Source organism: Brevibacterium siliguriense (genome assembly GCF_900105315.1).
Classification (GTDB): domain Bacteria; phylum Actinomycetota; class Actinomycetes; order Actinomycetales; family Brevibacteriaceae; genus Brevibacterium; species Brevibacterium siliguriense.
In genome coordinates, this window is the sequence record NZ_LT629766.1 from 3,188,086 (window position 1) to 3,207,045 (window position 18,960).

General features: G+C 64.5%; 15 protein-coding genes. 6 read left to right on the forward strand and 9 right to left on the reverse strand.

What is annotated here, in order from left to right; all coding sequences use genetic code 11:
• Positions 1–66: 66 nt before the first annotated feature.
• From BLU88_RS14265 to BLU88_RS14290, 6 genes are all read right to left on the reverse strand, one after another.
• On the reverse strand, positions 67–1,557 hold the full coding sequence (locus BLU88_RS14265; RefSeq protein WP_092015281.1) for an aldehyde dehydrogenase family protein: 1,491 nt from the start codon (positions 1,555–1,557) through the stop codon (positions 67–69).
• On the reverse strand, positions 1,554–2,450 hold the full coding sequence (locus tag BLU88_RS14270; RefSeq protein WP_092015284.1) for a dihydrodipicolinate synthase family protein: 897 nt from the start codon (positions 2,448–2,450) through the stop codon (positions 1,554–1,556). The genes BLU88_RS14265 and BLU88_RS14270 overlap by 4 nt, the downstream gene beginning before the upstream one ends.
• A 230-nt stretch (positions 2,451–2,680) precedes the next feature.
• The gene (locus BLU88_RS14275) at positions 2,681–3,475 is read right to left on the reverse strand and encodes a Bax inhibitor-1/YccA family protein (protein ID WP_092015287.1); all 795 of its coding nucleotides are present in this window, start codon (positions 3,473–3,475) and stop codon (positions 2,681–2,683) included.
• 196 nt (positions 3,476–3,671) lie between these two features.
• Positions 3,672–5,255 (reverse strand): AbgT family transporter, encoded by a 1,584-nt coding sequence (locus BLU88_RS14280; RefSeq protein ID WP_092015292.1) that lies wholly within the window; start codon positions 5,253–5,255, stop codon positions 3,672–3,674.
• Positions 5,256–5,557: 302 nt separating this feature from the next.
• Positions 5,558–6,643 carry an inositol-3-phosphate synthase gene (locus tag BLU88_RS14285; RefSeq protein ID WP_092015295.1) on the reverse strand — a complete coding sequence of 362 codons (1,086 nt, stop codon included), beginning with the start codon at positions 6,641–6,643 and terminating at the stop codon, positions 5,558–5,560.
• A 153-nt stretch (positions 6,644–6,796) separates the two neighbouring features.
• Positions 6,797–8,389 carry a peptide chain release factor 3 gene (locus BLU88_RS14290; protein ID WP_092015298.1) on the reverse strand — a complete coding sequence of 531 codons (1,593 nt, stop codon included), beginning with the start codon at positions 8,387–8,389 and terminating at the stop codon, positions 6,797–6,799.
• 125 nt (positions 8,390–8,514) lie between these two features.
• On the opposite strand from BLU88_RS14290, the gene BLU88_RS14295 reads away from it, so the two are divergent.
• On the forward strand, positions 8,515–8,883 hold the full coding sequence (locus BLU88_RS14295; RefSeq protein ID WP_092015301.1) for a hypothetical protein: 369 nt from the start codon (positions 8,515–8,517) through the stop codon (positions 8,881–8,883).
• A gap of 38 nt (positions 8,884–8,921) precedes the next feature.
• Here the strand turns inward: BLU88_RS14295 and hrpA are convergent, their stop codons facing one another.
• The 3 genes from hrpA to BLU88_RS14310 all read right to left on the reverse strand — a co-directional run bounded on the left by hrpA (position 8,922) and on the right by BLU88_RS14310 (position 15,365).
• A complete protein-coding gene (gene hrpA, locus BLU88_RS14300) occupies positions 8,922–13,217 on the reverse strand; it encodes an ATP-dependent RNA helicase HrpA (protein WP_092015304.1) in 4,296 nt (1,431 codons plus the stop codon).
• Between the two features lie 51 nt (positions 13,218–13,268).
• Entirely contained in the window at positions 13,269–14,591 is a 1,323-nt protein-coding gene (locus tag BLU88_RS14305; RefSeq protein WP_092017527.1) for an Nramp family divalent metal transporter, read from the reverse strand.
• Between the two features lie 186 nt (positions 14,592–14,777).
• Positions 14,778–15,365, reverse strand: a complete 588-nt coding sequence (locus BLU88_RS14310; protein ID WP_092017529.1) for a DinB family protein — start codon at positions 15,363–15,365, stop codon at positions 14,778–14,780.
• A 51-nt stretch (positions 15,366–15,416) separates the two neighbouring features.
• Here BLU88_RS14310 and BLU88_RS14315 point away from each other — a divergent pair, with 51 nt between their 5' ends.
• The 5 genes from BLU88_RS14315 to BLU88_RS14335 all read left to right on the forward strand — a co-directional run bounded on the left by BLU88_RS14315 (position 15,417) and on the right by BLU88_RS14335 (position 18,925).
• On the forward strand, positions 15,417–15,809 hold the full coding sequence (locus BLU88_RS14315; RefSeq protein ID WP_092015307.1) for a YidH family protein: 393 nt from the start codon (positions 15,417–15,419) through the stop codon (positions 15,807–15,809).
• Positions 15,809–16,156 carry a DUF202 domain-containing protein gene (locus tag BLU88_RS14320; RefSeq protein WP_092015310.1) on the forward strand — a complete coding sequence of 116 codons (348 nt, stop codon included), beginning with the start codon at positions 15,809–15,811 and terminating at the stop codon, positions 16,154–16,156. Before BLU88_RS14315 ends, BLU88_RS14320 begins: the two co-directional genes overlap by 1 nt.
• A 120-nt stretch (positions 16,157–16,276) precedes the next feature.
• Positions 16,277–16,594 carry a hypothetical protein gene (locus tag BLU88_RS14325; protein WP_231939441.1) on the forward strand — a complete coding sequence of 106 codons (318 nt, stop codon included), beginning with the start codon at positions 16,277–16,279 and terminating at the stop codon, positions 16,592–16,594.
• 63 nt (positions 16,595–16,657) lie between these two features.
• Positions 16,658–17,584 (forward strand): AEC family transporter, encoded by a 927-nt coding sequence (locus tag BLU88_RS14330; protein WP_092015317.1) that lies wholly within the window; start codon positions 16,658–16,660, stop codon positions 17,582–17,584.
• A 165-nt stretch (positions 17,585–17,749) separates the two neighbouring features.
• Complete coding sequence (locus BLU88_RS14335; protein ID WP_092017531.1) at positions 17,750–18,925, forward strand: TIGR01906 family membrane protein; 1,176 nt, start codon at positions 17,750–17,752, stop codon at positions 18,923–18,925.
• Positions 18,926–18,960 lie beyond the last annotated feature (35 nt).

An 18,960-nucleotide genomic window follows, 5' to 3' on the forward strand; every position in this document is an offset into this window, starting at 1 on the left:
ATAGACCTCGGCCATCGCAGCAGCGGCGGATCTCAGGCGATGCTCAGCTGTCGGCCACCCAGACGGTCATGGTCTCCTGATAGGTCTCCAGGGCTTCCGGACCGTTGTCGCGGCCCAGAATCCGGACTGTCGCATTCCGCCGAACGGCGTGGCTTCGGTGCCTTCGCTGTAGCCGTTGACGGCCAGCGTGCCCACGCGGATCCGGCTGGCCCACCACCTCACTTGGGCGATGTCCTCGCACCACACGCTCGAGGCGAGCCCGTAGGGCTCGCCGTTGATGAGGTCGACGGCGTCGTCTCGGCTGGTGCGTCGCAGCAGCTGGGTGACGGGGCCGAAGATCTCTCCGCGGCCGAGTTCGCTGTCGTCGGGCACGTTCTCGATGACGGTCGGCGGGTACCAGCTTCCGGTGTCGGGGACGTCGGCGCGGGTGTTGAGGATTCGTGCTCCCTTCTCCACTGCTTCGTCGATCCAGGAGGTAATGCGGTCGCGGGCGCGGGGGTTGATCACCGGTCCGACGTCGGTTTCGGCCTCGAACGGATCTCCGACGGTCAGTGCCTCGGTCGCGTCGATGAGTGCGGTGCGGAATTCGGCGAATCTCTCGTCATCGTCGCCGACGTAGATCACCCGAGATGCGGCGGTGCAGTTCTGGCCGCTGGTGCCGAAGGCGGCGCCGGCGATGTCGGCGGCGATGGCTGGGAAGTCCGTGGCGTGTGCGGAGTCGACAATGTAGCCGGCTCGTCCGCCGAGTTCGAGGGACACCTTCTTGAGGTTCGACCGCGCCGAGGATTCGAGAAAAGACCTGCCGACGGAGCCTGAACCTGTGAAGGTGAGCACGTCGATGCCGTTGTGCAGGCCCATGGCGGATCCGATTCCCGCTCCGGTGCCCGTGAGGACGTTGAGGATACCGTCGGGCGCCCCTGCCTCGGTGGCGAGCCTGGCGAGGTGGAGGGCGCTGAGCGTCGAGTCCTCGGAGGTCTTGACGACCATCGCATTGCCGGCGGCCAGAGCTGGGGCGATCTTCCAGCCGAGCATGGCCACGGGATAGTTCCACGGCAGGATCGCTCCGACGACTCCGCTGGGCACCTTCGTCACCCAGCCCCAGCCATCGGGGTTCTGCAGATAGCGTCCGTCATTATGGGAGATGAGGTCCGCGCTCATTCTGAGGTTCGCGGCGACGTCGGGGACGTCTTCCTCGACGCTTCCGAGCGCGACCTTTCCGGCTTCGATGCCGTCGAGATAGGCGATCACTTCGGCGTCGCCTTCGACGAGGTCGGCGAGGCGGCGGAGCACGCGGGCCCGCAGCTTCGCGTCCTCGGCCCAGTCGGCTTCGTTGAAGGCGGTGCGTGCCGCAGCGACGGTTTCATCGAGCTGCTGCTCGCTCGCTGCGGAGAGGCTTCCGATGACCGTGCCGTCGCTCGGTGAGATGAGACCGATCTCCTCTCCGGTGCCGGTGACGCCCCGGCCGCCGATCCACTGTCCGAGGTTGCCGTCGACGATGGCCCGCAGAGCAGTTCGACCGCGGCCGACGAGGGTGTTCTGTGCTGATGTCGTGGTCATGGCGTGTGTTTCCTCTCCAGTTCTGCGATCGCGTCGAGCAGCGTCGCCAGTGCCTCAGGGCCAGCGGTCGGCAGGGGTGGACGCACCGGTCCCTGTTCGCGGCCGGTTCGGCTGAGCGCCTGTTTGATGAGCGAGATGAAGGCGGAGTCGCCTTCGATGAGTCCGAGCGCGTGCCCCAGGCTCTTCCACAGTTGGACAGCACCGGCCCAATCACCGCTGTCGGCCAGGACCCACAGCCTCCGGCAGTGCTCGGGCAGCAGCCAGGCCGAGGCTGCCACCCAGCCGCTGGCACCCTGGGCGAAGCCTTCGAGGGCGATTCCGTCGGCGCCGACGAAGATCTCGGTGTCCTCGCCGAGGCGGCTGCGCAGCTCTCGGAAGCGAGTGGCTGCGCCGGAGGTCTCTTTGACGCTCCAGAGTCGGCCGGTGTCCTGGAGCGAGGCGAGGTGGTCCGGGAGGAGGTCGGTGCCGGTGGAGCGGGGGTTGTTGTAGACCATGACCGGCAGTTCGGATGCGGTGAGGACCGGCCGCAGGGCCGCGATGACGGCGTCGGGTTCGAGTCCGCCGTAGAAGGGAGGTGTGACCATGACGGCGTCAGCGCCCCAGCTTGCGGCATTCGAGATCTGGGCCGACATCTCCGCTGGGGTGTAGGCCATGCATCCGATGACGACATGTGCTCGACCGTCGGCGGCAGAGACGATGGTCTTGATCTGCGCTTCCCGTTCCGCGGCGCGAAGCGCCAGCGCCTCCCCCGTGGCGCCGAGGCCGAGGATGCCGGTCACCCCTGCGGCGAGCACCTCCTCGATGCGACCGCTCAGGGCGTCGAGGTTCTGGTCTCCGTCCTCGGTATAGGGAGTCGTCGGAACGGCGAACACGCCGCGCATCGGATTCGTCATTGAACCGTCCTCTCAAGCCGTGAGGTCTAGGTACCGCGCTTCACCGATGAAGGCGGTCCGCCGACGCTTGTCATCGGCATTTCAGACGATAGGCAGAAAAGTGATCACAAGCAATGGGGAGGTCTGTGATCGACGCTGCGGGATACGACGAAGGGCAGATCCCCGATTCGGGGATCCGCCCTTCGTTCAGCGCTCGGCCTCAGCCCACAGGCGTGGGGCGAGACCGTCACTCAGTCTCTGAAGTAGGATATGAGGCGCAGGATCTCGATGTAGAGCCACACAAGGGTGACCATAAGCGAGAAGGCGCACATCCAGGAGTACTTCTCCGGAATCTTGTGCTTGACACCCTCTTCGATCATCTGGAAGTCCATGATCAGGGTCATCGCGGCGAGCACGGTGGCGACTATGCCGATGATGACTCCCAGAGGGAAGGTCATTCCGAACAGCGAGATTTCTACGCTGCGAGCACCGCCGGAGCCGGTGAACATGGCGAAGAAGAAATTGATGATCGAGAAGATCGCGTAACCGCCGACGGCGATCATCATGAACTTCATCATCTTCGAGCCGTAGCGCACGCCCTTGAACTTGAACAGCGCGAGCATGACGCCGAAGACGCTGAGCGTAGCGAGCACGGCCTGGACGACGATGCCCGGGAACGTCGCCTCGAACATTCCTGAGATGCCGCCGAGGAAGACACCTTCGAATGCGGCATAGCCGATGATGAGGGCCTTGCTCGGTTCCTTCTTGAAGGCATTGACAAGCCCGAGGACGAGGGCGATGAGTGCAGCCGGCAGCGCGAGCATCGGCACGAACCAGCCGACGACGGCACCGGCGAGGAGGATGGCGAAGAGCACACCGGTCTTCATCATCACATCGTCATAGGTCATCGCACGGTCGGCGACCTGGGGCCCGGCGTTGCGGTTCTCTGCGGCCGGCTGATTGAACAGGTTGTTGAGTTCCTGATCGGACATCACCGGCTGGTTGCGTCCGGCCTGGGCTCCCTGGTTGATAGCCCGGTTCATCATGGGGTTACTCACGGTCGAGATCCTTTCGATCTGAGCAGAATATGCACAGCCGGGAGGCCGCGCAGATGATCGTTCACGTTCACAGTCTAACCGGACGGTCTGGACGGGAACTGAGGATTCCGGCCAGCAGAGTCCGACGTCGCACGATCGTGATGCTGTGGTGGACAACGCTCGCGTCGCGCTCAGAATTCCCGGCTCAGCCCATCTGGTAGTGAGTGGCCGCGCCCGGTCCCCACGGAATGCCGGTGGCCCACCAGATGAAGAACAGGAGTCCCCAGAGGATGAACATGGCAAACGACAGCGGGATCGTGAACGAGAGCACCGTGCCGATGCCTGCGTCCTTCTTGTACCGCTGGATGAATCCGAGGACCACGACGAAGTACGGGCTCATCGGGGAGATGATGTTCGTCGTCGAGTCACCGATGCGGTAGAGGGCCTGAGTGGTCTCCGGGGCAATGGACAGCAGCATGAACATCGGCACGAGCACCGGTGCCATGAGCGTCCACAGACCCGAACCGGAGGTGAGGAACAGGGCACCCAGTGCTACGAGCAGCCATCCGCCGAGGAGGATGACGAAGGGACCGGTGTTGAGTGCCCCGAAGACTTCCGCGCCCTTGATCGCGAGGATCTCGCCGAGGTTGGACATCTTGAACAGCGCGAGGAACTGGCTGGCCGCGAAGAACAGGACGATGACCGGTACGAACGGCAGCAGTCCCTTGCCCATCATCTCCGGGATATCGGCGGTGTGCTTGATCGACCCTGTGGCGTATCCGTAGACGATGCCGACAATGAAGAAGCCGAAGCCGATGATCGCGGCGATTCCGGCCATCAGTCCCGATTCGGGACCGAATCCCCCGGCTTCATCGCGGAGGAATGATCCGGCGGGCCAGGCGAGGGCGAACAGCACGCCGGCGCAGACGATGATGGAGATGACAGCGATGACGATTCCGCGCTTCTCATCGGCGTCGAGGGCCATCTTGACATCGAAGTTGTCCGGATCGTCGTCAGCCTCCTCGTCGAGTTCGATCTGGTCGGCTCGCTTGGACAGGACCAACTCGGTCACCAGCGTCACCGCGGCAGCGACGACGAACATGGAGACGAAGTTGAAGTAGAAGTTCGCGACCGGGCTGACAGAGTAGTCCGCGTCGATGATCTGTGCGGCCGAGGTCGAGAGACCGCCGAGGATCGTGTCGAGCGAATTGACCATGGGCGCCGCCGAATAGCCTCCCGAGGTCGCGGCGTACGCGACGAGGCAGCCGAGCAGCGGATTGCGGCCGACGGCTTTGAATGCGAGTCCGCCGAGGGGAATCATGATCATGTAGGAGGCGTCGGAGGCGATCGACGAGGCGGTTCCGGCCAGGGCGACGATGAACGTGATCCACTTCGGGGAGGCCCCGGCGATGGTTCCGCGCAGCATCGCCGGGATCAGCCCGGACTGCTCGGCCACGGCCACACCGATGAGCACGATGAGGACGAGTCCCAGCGGTGGGAAAGTGACGAAGTTGTTCGTGGCTCCTGCCACGATCTCACGCAGCGATTCGGTGGAGAAGAGGTTCGTCACCGTCACTTTCTCGTCCGTGGCCGGATTGACGGCGTTGAGGCCCGTGGATGCGAAGATCGCCGAGAGGAACATGACGATGACGGCCAGCGACAGGAACAGCCAGAACGGGTGCGGCAGTTTGTTGCCGGCTTTTTCGATGATGACGAGCAGGCGCATCAGCCAGCTCAGTTCGGAACTGTCATTCCTCTTCTCTGCGGCCGCAGGTGTGGTGTTCGACATCAGGTCTCCTCGGTCGGGGTGGCACTGGCGCATGCGTTGAGCCGGGTGTCGCCCATGTGAGCGCGATCACCTCAAAGAGCAAGTGTCATGGACAATCAACGTTGTGTCACGGGAATCTCATATTCCGGATGCCCGGACACTGCCGGACGAACCGGTCCCCCGCCGAGGCGGCGGTGCGGTTCAATGCTCGCCGACGTCGGTGAATGAACAAGGGCGCCGACCGCAGGTAACTGCAATCGGCGCCCTCTCAGCCGGCAGGCGACTCAGCACCCGGGCTGGGGGGGTGGGCCGCCTCGGCGATATCAGCGTTCGATATCGCCGCGGATGAAGGCTTCGACGGCCTCGTGGGCAGCGTCGTCGTCCTTCTGCTCCGGGGGCGACTTCATGAAGTACGAGGAGGCGGAGATGAGGGCCCCGCCGATTCCGCGGTCGAGGCCGATCTTCGCCGCACGCACGGCGTCGATGATGACTCCGGCGGAGTTCGGCGAGTCCCACACCTCGAGCTTGTACTCCAGGGACACGGGGGCGTCGCCGAAGTTGCGGCCCTCGAGGCGGACGAAGGCCCACTTTCGGTCGTCTAGCCATTCGACGTAGTCGCTGGGTCCGATGTGGACGTCGCGGTCGGACAACTGGGCGGAGGTGTTCGACGTCACGGCCTGGGTCTTCGAGATCTTCTTCGACTCGAGGCGCTGACGCTCGAGCATGTTCTTGAAGTCCATGTTGCCGCCGACGTTGAGCTGGTAGGTCCGGTCGAGGACGACGCCGCGGTCTTCGAACAGCTTCGCCATCACACGGTGGGTGATGGTCGCACCGATCTGGGACTTGATGTCGTCACCGACGATCGGGACGCCGGCAGCACGGAACTTCTCGTCCCATTCTTTGGTGCCGGCGATGAACACGGGCAGAGCGTTGACGAAGGCGACCTTCGCATCGATGGCGGCCTGAGCGTAGAACTCGACGGCCTTCTGCGAACCGACGGGCAGATAGCACACGAGAACATCCGCTTCGGCGTCTTTGAGAGCCTTGACCACGTCGACGGCGTCGCGGTCGGATTCGACGATCGTGTCGCGGTAGTACTCGCCGAGTCCGTCGAGGGTGGGTCCGCGCAGGACCTCGATGCCTGTCGGCTCCACATCGGCGAGCTTGATGGTGTTGTTCTCGCTCGCGGTGATCGCTTCGGCGATGTCGACGCCGACCTTCTTGCCGTCGACGTCGAAGGCAGCGACGAAATCGATGTCACCGACGTGGTAGTCCCCGAATTCCACGTGCATCAGGCCGGGAACCTTCGTCCCTGGCGACGCGTTCCGGTAGTACTCCACGCCTTGGATCAGTGACGAGGCGCAGTTGCCCAGTCCGGCAATCGCGACTCGAATCGATTTCGTTCCCACAATTCTCCTTTGTCTGTTTGGGTTTCACCGAGCGGCGGGAGGAGTCCCACGCGGGCGGTTGGCCCTGCAGGGCTTCGCTTCGGCCCCAACTATCCATATTAATGTCCGCGTCAAAATGCCGGACACCGGCATCCGAACGCAGCAGCTGTTATCTCAGCTGACGACCAGAGGTTCGAGGACCAGGTCGGGGTGGTTCTTCTGCACGCCCTGCAGCCGCCACCGGTCGGAGAACAGAGCCAGCAGCTCTCCGTCGGAACGGTGGAGGACCTCGACCGAGCGCTCCCGGGCCAGGGTCGGCACGCATTCGGGGGTGGTGCGTCGGGCGAGGGAGAAGTTCAGGCGCTCCAGGGTACAGGGAGCGTTGAATTCGTGGGTCATCCGGTCTTCGGCCACTTCGAACTGCATCGGTCCGACGGCACCGAGCACGGGTGCCTGATCGCCGCGCAGGTCGGAGCGCAGCACCTGGATGACGCCTTCGTGGTCGAGCTGTTCGATGCCGCGACGGAACTGCTTGTACTTCGAGGAGTCCTTGGCGCGGATGACCATGAAGTGTTCGGGCGAGAACGTCGGGATGCCGGGGAACTCGACCTTCTTGTCGAGGTAGAGGGAGTCACCGACGCGCAGCGCGGAGGCGTTGACCAGTCCGACGACATCGCCGGGGAACGCTTCGTCGACGACGTCTCGGTCGCGACCGAAGACCTGCTGAGCGTACTTCGTGGCGAAGGGTTTGCCAGTGCTGGTATGAGTGAGCACGGTTCCGCGTTCGAAGACTCCCGAACAGACTCGGATATAGGCGAGACGGTCGCGGTGGTTGGAGTCCATTCCGGCCTGCACCTTGAACACGAATCCGGAGAAGGGATCATCGACGGGGCGGGGCTGATCGTCCTTGTCCAGGCGGGCTTCGGCCGGCGGTGCAAGGTCGACGAGGAGGTCGAGGAGTTTGTGGATGCCGAAGTTGAGCACGGCCGAGGCGAACATCACCGGGGTCGACTTCCCGGCGAGGAAGGTCTCCTGATCGTAGTTCTGGTCTTCCATCTCCAGCAGATCGGATTCATCGACAGCGGTCGTCCATGCATCACCTTCGAGGTCGGCGGCCGCCTCGGCGGAATACGTGTCCTCACCGGCGATCGTGGCGCCGCCGTCGGTGCGCGTGTACTTCGTGTACTCGCCGCTGGTGCGGTCGAGGACTCCCCGGAAATCTCCTGACTGGCCGACGGGCCAGGTGATCGGTGTGGGCAGGAGACCGGTGCGCTGCTGGACCTCGTCCATGAGTTCGAGCGCGTCGAGGCCGGGACGGTCCCACTTGTTGACGACAGTGATGATCGGAATGTTGCGGTGGGCACAGACTTCGAAGAGCTTCATCGTCTGTGCTTCGAGGCCCTTGGCGGCGTCGATGAGCATGACGGCGCAGTCGACGGCGGAGAGCACTCGGTAGGTGTCTTCGGAGAAGTCGGCGTGGCCGGGAGTATCGACGAGGTTGAACACGGCGTCGCGGTACTCGAACTGCAGCGCGGCCGAGGAGATCGAGATTCCGCGGTCCTGCTCCATCTGCATCCAGTCGGAGACTGTGGCGCGGCGACCGGCCTTGCCATGGGTGGCTCCTGCCTGGCCGATGGCGCGAGCGTGGAGGGCAAGCGCCTCGGTGGTCGTCGATTTTCCCGCGTCGGGGTGCGAGATGACAGCGAACGTGCGGCGGCGGGACGCCTCGTGTCGGATGTCCTTGTCGGAATACTGGCCAGAAGTCACCGCAATATCCTATCGCTCTTCGCCCGTGTCCCGAATGTCCGTTCAGTCACAGTGGCTGGGGTCCGGCCTGCCGGTGAGCGTTGCGTCCAGCGTCTTAACGGATTCTGCCCATATGCTGGGGTGCGATGTCTGAGGAATTCGTCGAATACGCCGGCCGCTCGGAGCCGAAGGAACGCTGGCTCAAGGCCCTGCCGCTCATCGTCGCGGGAGTCCTGGGCGTCCCCCTGCTCTGCGCGGCGATCTGGTTCTCCTGGCAGATTGCGCAGACGACGAAGTACCTCTTCGATCTCGGCACTTCTGGCGCAGAGGCGGCCGGGATGGTGCTGCTCAGTCTCTCCGGGGCCTTCTGCCTCATCTTCTATATTGCTTTCCTCTTCATCGGCACCCGCCGTCGCACGTGGAAGTGGCGCATCGCATGGGGTGCCGCGACTCTGCTTGCCGCCGGGGCTCTGCCGCTGTGGTGGCTCTTCAGCGGCTTCTTCGCCGACATCTAGCCCTCCGCTCGCCGCGGCGGTTCCCAGCGATGCTGGGCTCAGAGCTGAGCGAGAGCCTTCGCGATGCGCTTCTCGGACACCGGATGCGCGGTGCCCAGCGAATTCGCGAACAGTGAGACTCGCAGCTCCTCGAGCATCACAACGACCTCTACCCATGCGGCTGGCAGCGACACGATGAGATGCGACCATTCGGCCTTCGCCAGTGGCGGGAAACGATTCCCGATCTTCTTCAGCACATCATTGCCGCAGCCGGTGACTCGGTCCATGAGCTGTTTGTCACGGATCGGTGAATCCTGCATCCCTCCGATGCGCACGACTTCGGCCCGCACCCACCGGGGCAGCTCGCGCAGCATCTGCGGAGTCATCGCCGCAATGGCAGCGGTACTCGTCCGGGAGGCGCTCCATGCCTGCACATCGGCGAGGTTGGACAGGACCGCCAACGAGGATGCCTTCGACACGAGTTTGTCGAGCTCGGTAGCCGCCGTCAGCGCCTTCATCAGGGACGGCAGCAGCGACGAACACGTCAGCGGCAGCTCGGCGTCGACGTGCTTACGCAGGCTGGCGAACTCATCGGCGGTGGCCACCCACGACGATTCGGCCGGCCCCAGCCGGTCGGTGACGAGTCCTCGGATTCCGACCCGAATCAGCCCGACCAGCAGTTCGTCGGCGGTCTTCTGGTGACCGGCGAGGACGAGCTTCTCTTGGGTGGTCAGCCCGTCCTGCAGGTATTTCAGCGCCTCACTGGTGTGCTGTGCCAGCAGTGTGATGATCGCTTCTCGCGTGGCCAGTCGCGCTTGCGCTGCGGTATCGAAGGCGACGAGGTCGACCGACATCGACCGGTCCGCAAGCCCCGGAACGACACCAGCCGGAGCCTGATCTGGGTCGCCCAGTTCACCGAACGACCAACTCGTCAGACCGGTCTGAGGGTTGAATGCGCTCTGCTTCTGGCGGGCCTTGCGCACTTGCGGTTTGGCTTTCGTCGTCAGCGCGGTCAGGTCCTCGCCGAGGCCGACGGTCTTCTTCCCGTCGACGACCCGGAAAGTCAGCCGCAGGTGGGCGGGAATCCGCGACCGTTCGAAGTCATCGGCGGTGACCGTGATCGGCACGAGGTCATTCAGCCCTCCCCCGCCGGCGCGTTCGCTCAGATACGCAGCGAGCACGTCCGGCAGGCTCCCCTGGTACGGGGTGAGCGCGGGCAGGATCTCACGGGCGACGTCGGGAGCGGGAACGAAGTAGCGGCGTTTGTTCTTCGGCAGTGAGCGGATATAGGCGGCCACGAGTTCTTCGCGCAGCCCGGGGACCTGCCAGCTGAACTCGTCCGCGTCGACCGCGGGCACCGCCTCGGCGGGGATCTCCACGGTCACCCCGTCCTCGGTGCTGCCGGGGTCGAAGGAGTAGCGCAGCTTCGCCCGCGTACCGTCGGTCAGTTCCCATTCCATCGGGAAGTCCGAGGCCACCGAGGCGGTCAGCTCCTCACTGTCGTCGCTGAGCAGCACCGAGGTGGTGAGGTCGAGCAGGTGCGTGTCCCGTCGCTTCTGCTTCTTCCACCATCCCCGGAAATCCGCCGCCGAGGTGATCCCCTCCGGAATCCGTTCGTCGAAGAATTCGTAGAGGGCATCGTCTTGGTCGAGCACGCGACGATTCCGTGTCCGCGAAGCCAGTTCCTCGGCCTCGTCGATGACGGCCGCGTTGTGTTCGAGGAAGCCGAAGCGTTCGTGCCAGTCGCCCTCGATGAGCCCCTTGCGGATGAACGCATCACGGGCGGCCTCGGCGTCGATGGTGCCGTAGCCGACGCGGCGGTCGCTGACGAGTGTGACCCCGTAGAGGGAGATCTTCTCGTACACCATCGAGGCGCCGGCCTTCGTCGACCAGTGCGGATCCGAATGTTGACGGGTGACTAGGTCACCAGCGGCTTCGACGACCCAGTCCGGATCGATCGCGGCCACGGTGCGTGCCCATAAACGGGAGGTCTCGACGAGCTCGGCGGCCATCACGAAGTCCGGATTGACCTTGAAGAGTCCGGATCCGGGGAAGATCGCGAACCGGGTGCCGCGGGCCCCCTGATAGTCCTTGTGTCTCTCGGAACGTGAGCCGATCATCGTCAGCAGTCCGGTCAGCAGAGACCGATGGATCGCGGCGGCGTGCGGATCGAGCTTGGCCGCGGCCACCTGCTTCCCGGTGTCCCCTGCGGGGCCGGCCGCCCCCTGCTTCTTCGCACTGCGTTTGGCGGCGCTGAGTTCGGCGAATCCGATCTTGCCGTTCGCGCCGTGTCCGCCCTGAGCGTTCCGACTGCCAGTATTCTGAGCGCCACGAGCATTCTGACCCTCACGGCCACGACCGCCACGACCGGCTTGACCACGCTCGGAAACATCGCCGGTTACGACCGTGTTCGCCTTCCCGGAGCCCGCTCCGTGGCAGGACTCGGCCGCGTCTCCGTCGTCGGTCGGCTGCCAGACGGACTTCTCGATCCGGATTCCGGCGGAGCCGAGCAGTGAGCGCAGCTGGCCGACGAGGTCCTGCCATTCGCGGATGCGCACGAAGTTGAGGAACTCCTCCTTGCAGCGGCGCCGGAATTTCGAGGATCCCATGTCCGCCTGCAGACTCTGCAGGTAGTTCCACAGGTTGAGGTAGGACAGGAAGTCGCTGCCCTTATGGGTGAAACGGGCGTGCTTCTCATCGGCTGCGGCGCGGACCTCGGCTGGTCGTTCCCGGGGGTCCTGGATCGACAGGGCGGCGACGATGACGATGACCTCTCCCCCGCAGCCGGCCTCTGCACCGGCGATGACCATTCGGGCCAGGCGGGGGTCGATCGGCAGCACGGTGAGTTTCCGACCGATCTCGGTGACGTGGATCCTGCCTGCAGAATCGCTGTTCAGCGCCCCAAGTTCGGTGAGCATCGTGCGTCCGTCACGGACGGCCCTGGCTTCAGGAGGGGTGAGGAACGGGAAGTCGAGGATCTCCTGATCGCTCGAGGCGAATCCCAGTGAGGCCATTTGGAGGATGACGCTGGCGAGGTTCGTTCGCAGAATCTCCGGATCGGTGAATTCGGGACGCGAGTCGAAGTCGTCTTCCGAGTACAGGCGGATGCAGATGCCGTCACTGGTGCGCCCGGAGCGGCCCTTGCGCTGGTTCGCACTGGCTTGGGAGATCCGCTCGATCGGCAGACGCTGCACCCGGGTGCGGTTGGAGTAGCGGGAGATGCGGGCAGTGCCGACGTCGATGACGTATTTGATCCCGGGCACTGTCAGCGAGGTCTCGGCGACGTTCGTGGCCAGGACGATGCGGGGTCGTGAGTGAGCTTGGAAGACCTTCTGCTGCTCCCCCGCCGAGAGCCGGGCGAACAGCGGAACGACCTCCCAATTGCTCATCCGCGGACGTCTGCGCAGATGGTCGGTCAGGGCGTCGGCTGTGTCCCGGATCTCACGTTCGCCAGAGAGGAAGACGAGGATGTCACCGGGGTCTTCGGCGGCGAGTTCGTCGACTGCTGAGATGATTCCATCGGTCTGCTCCTCGACTCCGGTTTCGTAGTTCCCGGATTCGCCGGGCCCGTCGACATCGTCATCGGCCGGATCATCCCCGAGCGGCCGGTAACGGACCTCGACGGGAAAGGTGCGGCCTTCGACGGAGATGATCGGAGCGTCATCGAAGTGAGCGGAGAACGATTCGGGGTCGATCGTCGCCGAGGTGATGATGACCTTGAGATCGGGACGTCGGTCGAGGACTTCCTTGAGATAGCCGAGGAGGAAGTCGATGTTGAGGCTGCGTTCGTGCGCCTCGTCGATGATGATGACTTCGTAGTCTCGCAGCAGTTTGTCACGCGAGAGCTCGGACAGCAGGATGCCGTCGGTCATCACCTTCACCCGGGTGGAGTCGGCGACCTGCGCGGTGAACCGCACCTGGTAGCCGATGGTGCTGCCGAGTTCTTCATCGAGTTCGTCCGCGATGCGCTCGGCGACGGTCCGAGCGGCTATTCGCCGAGGCTGGGTGTGGCCGATGAGTCCGTCGACCCCGAGGCCGAGGTCGAGGCAGATCTTCGGCAGCTGGGTGGTCTTACCCGATCCCGTCTCTCCGGCGATGATGACGACCTGGTTGTCCCGGATCGCCTCGGTGATCTCGTCCTTCGCCCCTGTGACCGGCAGATCTTCGGGGTAGGAGACGGTCACCGGATGGGCCGCGCGGGCCTCCTTGAGGCGGGCACTTCGCTGCTGATGCTGGGCGGCGGTGTTCGCACGCCGCTGCTGCGTGCGTCCGCGTCCGCTCTTCCGTCGCCGAGGCGGCCGCTGCGGATTCTGATCCGAGGGAGTGGTCGACGGGGTCGGGTTCTGATCTGACATTGCGTGTCCCAGCTTAGCGGCAATGTCGGTGTCCGGCCCCGCCGAGGCGGTTCACTCCCCGCTGCCCCACAGCGGCGCGAGCGCCGAGTAGAGCTGCTGGAGACCGAGGATGATGAAGAGCAGCGCAGTGATCGCCAGGGCGATGTTCGTGTGCAGCTTGTTCGCCCATTCCTTCGGGATCTTCTTGCCGTTGAGGAGACCGAGGAGGGTGATGGCGAGGAACGGCATGAACAGCGAACCGAGCACACCGTAGGCGAGGATGAGGCCGATCGGCTTGCCGAGGATGAACAGCAGCATCGGAGGGAACGTCAGCCACAGCACGTAGAACTTGAAGTACTTGCCGCCGGTCAGGGTGTCGGGGTGTCCGCCTGGCTTCTTGCGCATATGACCCCAGAAGTCGGCGAACATCAAGGACACTCCGTTCCAGACGCCGATGATCGAGGAGAACGAAGCCGCCCAGAATCCGACGAGGAATCCGATGCCCACGACCTCGCCGTAGCGGGCCTTGAGAACGTCGGCGAGGTCGAGCAGTCCCTTGTCTTCGGCGGAGATGGAGACTCCGGCGGCGCGAACGACCTCGGCGCCGACGATGAGCATAGCGATGACGAAAATGCCGGTCATGACGTAGGCCATCGAGTTGTCGATGCGCATCACCCGCATCCACTTCGGAGTGTGCCAGCCCTTCTCCCGCAGCCAGTAGCCGTATGCGGCCAAGGTGATCGTGCCGCCGACGCCGCCGGCGAGCGCAAGCGTGTAGATCACTCCGCCTTCGGGGATGATCGGGATCAGCCCGGTGAGCATGTCGGGGATGTTCGGGAGGGCGATGATCGCCAGACCCACGACGGTGATGAACATGATGCCGACGAGCGCGGCAGTGATCTTCTCGAAGATTCCGTACTTGCCGAACCACACCATGACGAATCCGGCCAGTCCCATGAGCACCGACCACACGGTGAGGCTGACCCCGGGGAACAGCGCTGCCAGCGGCAGTGCCGCCGAGCTCATCGCCGTGGCTCCGTAGACGAAGCCCCAGATGATGATGTAGGGGCCGAAGTACCACGTGGTCCAGCGGCCGAGAGAACGCCAGCCTTCGAAGATCGTCTTGCCCGTAGCGAGGCTGAACCTGCCGGCACCTTCGACGAGGACGATCTTGAGGATGACGCCGACGATCACCGCCCACAGCAGTCCATAGCCGAACTGACTGCCGGCCACAAGGGTTGCCACCATATCGGCAGCACCGACACCGGTGGCCGCAACGACGAGACCGGGACCGATGACCTTCCATTTGGCGGGACCCGAAGCCTCTTCGACTCCGGATACGGCCTCGGGGTCGCTCGCGTTTCCGGAACTCGAACCGTTCGGCTGCTCACTCATGGTGTTCTTCGCTTTCATCTTCGGCCGCGCACGGACTCACCATGTGGTCGGGGATCCTCCATCGGGTTCTCCCGCGCATCGGCGGCGCAGCGGTCACCGTATGTCCACAGTCATGATAGGTGACAACGGCGTTGTCGCGTCATCGGTCACCACACTTCGCGACGGCCGGCCCCGGCCCGCCGCGCCTCAGAATCGGTCGGCGATGGTTCGCAGCCGTTCGAGATACGCGTCGTGGTCGAAGTCCTCCGGCAGGTTCGGAGCCGCCTCGGAGAGTCCGGCGGCGCCGTCGATGCCTTCTCGGACGATGTCGAACTGCCCCAGGTGCCTGGCGAGCTCGACGAGGACGTCGACCATGATGCCGCCCAGCGTGGTCTCGTCGCGCCCGTCGGGCCAGTGCGGCACGCGTCCCGGCGAATCGAGGCTGAGCGAATCGATGATCTCGTCGGCGAAGTCAGCGACGCGGGTGTAGAGGTCGAACAGATATTCGGTTGACTCGGACTCGGTCGCGCACCAGTCCGCCTGCGGGTCGAGGTCGATATCGGCGTTGGTGACAAGCTCCCCCGGATTCGGCCATTGTCGGCCGAAAGTATCGCCGAAGTAGACGATCTCGACCTGCGCCATATGTTTGAGTGCGCCGAGGAGGTTGAATCCGGTCGGGGTGCGCGGCCATCTCAGGGACCTCTCATCGAGTCCGGACAGCTTCCATCGCAGGTTCTTCCGCCCCCGGTGCAGGGACTGCCGCAGAACGGACTTCATCATCTCATCGTCGCTCATCAGCATAGAGTTCCATACCTGCCCCGCTCCGTCTACGGTTATCCTCGAAGGGTGAGTGAGAACAATTCTTCGCAGGAATCCCGCAGCCGCATCGCCCGTCGGCTCTTTCCCGACGGCGTCGATCCCGATCCTCGCTTCACCTTGGCCAACGAGCGGACGTTCCTGTCCTGGATCCGCACCGCTCTGGCGTTCATCGGCGGCGGAATCGCCGTCGAGGCCTTCACCTCGGAGATATTCACGCCCGGCCTGCGGGCGACCCTGTCGATCGTCCTCATGGTCATCGGCTTCATCCTCGCCGGCGGCGCCGCCGTCCGCTGGCATCGCATCGAATCGGCGATGCGACGCAAGACCTCGCTGCCGCTGCCGCTCATCATTCCTATCGTCAGCCTCGCCTCGGCGCTGGGTGCAGGTCTGCTCGTCCTGGTGTTCGCCGGCCTGTTGTGATGCCGACCCGCTCACCGCGACCGCAGCCGCATGACGATCCGGCTCTGCAGCCGGAACGCACGGTCCAATCATGGCTGCGCACGAGCCTGACACTGACGGTCGTCAGCCTCGTCTTCATGCGCTACATCAACGTCTTCCAAGGCTGGTCAGTGGCGATCTTCGTCGTCTGCCTGGGCATGGCCATCGTCGCCATCGCCATGCAGGTCAGACGCTACCGGCTCGGTTCGGCCTCGATCCGAATCGAACGCGGCCGCCCGACCCCGTGGGCCGTCATCTTCCTCACCACCTCAGTGTGTCTCATCGCGGTGCTGAGCATCGCCTCGGTCATCAAGATCAGCCTGCTCTGAGCCTCTCCACCGCCGCGACCGCGCAGGCCCCCGCGGGTCGGAACCGCGCACGCCCGCCGCGCAAACCGCGTTATGAGACCGCCGTCCGGTCCGCTGACCTGCACGCCTAAACTGGTGCGTATGAAGGATGCACGCGAAGTCTCCACCGCCCCACTCGTCGCCGTCGGCCTCATCGGCGGTTTCCTCACCGCCCGCGAAACCGGCATCCGCCCACTCGGCGGAGTCGTCCTCGCCGCAGCCGGTGCCTACGCTGCCCGCTCCTGGTATGTGAAGAAGGGCTGGCCGGCCGCCACCGGACTGAGCTTGGCCTACCTAGGCGGGTTCGGCGCCTCCCACCCACTGGCGAAGAAGATCGGTGCATGGCCGGCTGTGTTCACCGTCAGTGCGATCAGCGCCGCGGCGTCCTATATCGTCTCCGATATCGCCGAGACGGACTGACACCGTCCGCCTCACTCAGGCACCGACCCTCCCAGCTGCAGGAAGCGAGGACCCGAGCAGCCCATGCTGGCCGTATTCGAAGGTTTCGCCGTCATCGCCGGAGTCATTCTGGTCGGGTTCATCCTCGGCCGCTCCGGCGTTCTCGGACCCCACGGCCAGCAGGTCATCGCGAAGCTCGTCTTCTACGCCGGCACCCCAACCCTGCTCTATGTCACGGTCGCCGAGACCGACCTCGGGCTGATCTTCAACACCGCTCTCTTCGCCACCGGCGGTTCGGCGCTCATCGTCGGTGCCGCTCTCTTCGTCCTCACCAAATGGATCAGGCGGCGCAGCACCGGTGAAGCGATGTTCTCCGCGTGGGCGACCAGCTACGTCAACATCGGCAATCTCGGCATCCCGATCGCCGCGTACGTCCTCCGCGACATCGGCTACGTCGCCCCGGTCCTGCTCTTCCAACTCCTCGTCCTCGCTCCCATCGGCATGGCCGTGCTCGACGGCACCGGGAAGAAGCAGCATGATTCGCACTGGTATTCCGCGCCCCTCCAAGTGCTCAAGAACCCCATCGTCCTCGGTGCCGCAGCCGGAGTGGCCGCCTCGGCGACGGGCTTCGAACTGCCGCGGTTCGTCTTCGAACCTATCGACATGATCGGTGCGACCGCAGTCCCCGGTGCCCTGCTGGCCTTCGGCATCTCGCTCAAGGACGGGTGGGGAATCCCCGTCAAGGGCAGCCGCGCACAGCTGAGCTACATCTCCGGCGCCAAGCTCATCGCTCAACCGGTCATCGCCTGGGCGATCGGCGGTCCCCTGCTCGGCTATTCCGGAATCGACCTGTTCGCCATAGTCGTCACCTCCGCCCTGCCGACCGCGCAGAACGTCTACATCTATTCGATGCAGTATCGACAGTCGGAGGCGCTCATGCGCGATGCCGTCTTCATCACCACTGTGCTCTCCGTTCCGGCTCTCGTCATCATCGCCGCCCTGCTCGGCTGATTCCGAAACCTCCGACCGCTGCCTCCACGACGGCCCGCACCTGACCCCGCACCCACCGTCATGGAAACGATGACGGCAGCGCCGCCTCGGCGAGGGGCCCGGTGAAATCGGCCGCTGTGGCGTGTCCTCCCCCGCTTGGACCCCGTGGTCACTGACAATGGGGATGTGTCCAGAGACGAGAAGAACGAGACCGAAGACCTCCTGAGCAGGCGGATGAGTTCAGGGTCTGCCAGTGCTGCCGAAAAGCAGTCGCAGGCTCCTCTGGAGGCGGCCAATGATCCCTCGACCGACACCGAGGCATTCGATCCGATCACGGATCCCATCGCCGAGGATGCCCCCAAGCATTCCGCGGATGCGAAGCCCTCGACCGGCCCGGTGAGGGTGACTCCCGCCCATTCGTCGAATCCGCATTCTCAGCCCGCGACGGCGAGCACGCGTGCCGCCGAACAGAACGCCGCGCAGAAGTCCGCCGGCACGGATTCGGCTGCCGCATCGTCGACCTCGACAGATACCGGAGCCACCCGTGAGGTGCCGCAGGATGCGCGCACCGCGGTGATGAGCGAAGCAGACTGGGCGGCGGTGTCGAAGGCAGCGACGTCGACCGATGTCCGTGATCCCGAGGTGCCCGAGCGGCGCCGGTCGGTCCTCGATGTCATCGGAACGATCTGGATCATGCTCGCTTCACCATTCGTTCTGTTGGCTCTGGCGGTGCGCTTCGTCGCCTCAGGGATCTTCCTCAAATTCGAGTACTTCCGGCCCGGATTCCCGGCCGACCAGTTCGGTTTCAGTGCCGCCGACCGCGAGCACTACGGGACCTATGTCATCGACTACCTGCACAATTTCGATTCCCGGCGCTACCTCGCCGACATCGTCATGCCCAATGGAGAGCCGATCTTCATCTCCGATGAGCTCAGCCATATGGCCGACGTCAAGGGTCTGATCTCGCTGCTCTACCTTGTGGCGCTGGTGGGCATCATCGGGTCCGTGCTCTTCGGGATCTACATGTGCCGCAAGGGCGGTTCGGGCATCCACGCCGGCGTGCGCCTGGGCTCGATCTTCAGCATCGTCTTCATGGCCGCTGTCGCCGTTGTCGCCGTGCTCGGCTGGGACAGCTTCTTCCGCGGATTCCACAAGGTGTTCTTCGCCGATGGGACCTGGGAGTTCTACGCCGATGATTCGCTCATCCGCCTCTTCCCGCCACAGTTCTGGGTCGATGCGGGCATCGCCGGCGGCGGACTGTTCGTACTCCTGGCAATCGTCCTCTTCTTCTGGAGCTTCGCCGGTCATAAGAAGCGCCGGGCGCTGCGCAAGGCGCGCAGGAACGCCGAAGAACACTCCTGATTCGCCGCTGCCCGGAGTCTGACACCAAGGCGCAC